The following is a 1,705-nucleotide window of genomic DNA, read 5'->3' as shown; positions in this document are numbered from 1 at the left end:
GCAATTTCGGCCTGGCCATCCTCGCCACCACCGTCATCGTCAAGGCCATCTTCTTCCCGCTCGCCAACAAGTCCTATGCGTCGATGGCGAACATGAAGAAGGTGCAGCCGAAGATGCTCGAGATCCGCGAGAAATACGCGGACGACAAGATGAAGCAGCAGCAGGCGATGATGGAGCTCTACAAGACCGAGAAGATCAATCCGCTGGCCGGCTGCTGGCCGGTGGCGCTGCAGATCCCGGTCTTCTTCTCGCTCTACAAGGTGCTCTACATCACCATCGAGATGCGGCACGCGCCGTTCTTCGGCTGGATCCAGGACCTTGCCGCGCCGGATCCGACCTCGATCTTCAACCTGTTCGGCCTGATCCCGATCACGCTGCCGCACATGCTTATGATCGGCGTCTGGCCGCTGCTGATGGGCGTCACCATGTTCCTGCAGATGCGCATGAACCCGACGCCGCCGGATCCGACGCAGGCCGCGATCTTCACCTGGATGCCGATCATCTTCACCTTCATGATGGCGGGCTTCCCGGCGGGCCTGGTCATCTACTGGGCCTGGAACAACCTGCTGTCGATCCTGCAGCAGGGCGTGATCATGAAGCGCCAGGGCGCCAAGATCGAATTGTGGGACAATCTGGCGGCGCTGTTCCGCAAGAAACCCTCGCCGGCGGAATAGCCGGCAGCCCGATCAATAGTCTTCGAAAAACCCGGCTCGTCCGGGTTTTTTGTTGTCGCCCGGAAACTCGGGCCAGGTATTCATCGTGGCTTTTTCAGTCCTCCCCAAAAGGCCGTGACGGCTTCCGGTGCTGCGACGCCGGTGTTTGGGAGGTCGTCCGGCAGGCCGGGGTCCCGCGCTGCTTCGCGGGACCCCGGCTTCACCACAGGTAGACCGCGCCGCCGCACACCCCTATAAGCTCCGTCTCGTCGCAAGGGTGGACGGAGCCAGCCCATGACCGGACCCAATCCCAACATCAAGCACCCGATCCCGATGCATCCGCGCGTCGGCTTCCTGAAAGGGCTGGTCACCGCGCCCAACATCGAGATCGGCGACTTCACCTATTACGACGACCCGGACGGGCCGGACAAATTCGCCGAACGCTGCGTGCTGCACCACTATCCGTTCATCGGCGACAGACTGATCATCGGCAAGTTCTGCGCCATCGCCGAAGGCGCGCGCTTCATCATGAACGGCGCCAACCATGCGATGTCGGGCTTCTCGACCTATCCGTTCAACATCTTCGGCCATGGCTGGGAGGAAGGCTTCGACCCGAAGACATGGTCGAAGGAGATCCGCGGCGACACGGTGGTCGGCAACGATGTGTGGATCGGCATGGATGCGGTGATCATGCCCGGGGTGACAATCGGCCATGGCGCCATCGTCGCGGCGAAATCGGTTGTCACGCACGACGTGCCGGCCTATGCGATCGTTGCCGGCAACGCGGCCAAGGTGGTGAAGATGCGCTTCGACGACAAGACGGTCCGGCGGCTGCTGATGGCAGCCTGGTGGGACTGGCCGGTGGACAAGATCAGCCGCAACCTCAACGCCATCAGGGGCGCCGACATTGCCCGCCTGGAGGCAGCCGTCTGATGGACAAGACCGTGATCGGCACCGACCTGTTCACCCGAGGCTGGGTCTTCATCCGCGGCGTGCCGGCGATGAAGTTCCTGCCGCCGGAAGGACCGCCGGAGATCGCCTTCGCCGGCCGC

2 protein-coding genes and 1 pseudogene are annotated in these 1,705 nt (G+C 62.9%); all 3 read left to right on the top strand.

The window, feature by feature from the left end; all coding sequences use genetic code 11:
- Positions 1-674 (top strand): membrane protein insertase YidC (gene yidC / locus EN742_RS34140; protein WP_128333830.1); only part of this gene is annotated, 674 nt, incomplete at its 5' end.
- A gap of 273 nt (positions 675-947) precedes the next feature.
- Positions 948-1,586, top strand: coding sequence for a CatB-related O-acetyltransferase (locus EN742_RS34135; RefSeq protein WP_126057169.1), 639 nt, complete (start codon positions 948-950; stop codon positions 1,584-1,586).
- Positions 1,586-1,705: pseudogene (locus tag EN742_RS39825) on the top strand (YihA family ribosome biogenesis GTP-binding protein); the annotation flags it as partial. The gene EN742_RS34135 and the pseudogene EN742_RS39825, both read left to right, overlap by 1 nt.

It is taken from the genome of Mesorhizobium sp. M4A.F.Ca.ET.020.02.1.1 (assembly GCF_004022645.1).
In the GTDB taxonomy this organism is placed as follows: Bacteria; Pseudomonadota; Alphaproteobacteria; order Rhizobiales; family Rhizobiaceae; genus Mesorhizobium.
This window is presented reverse-complemented; position numbering and strand designations above follow the sequence as displayed.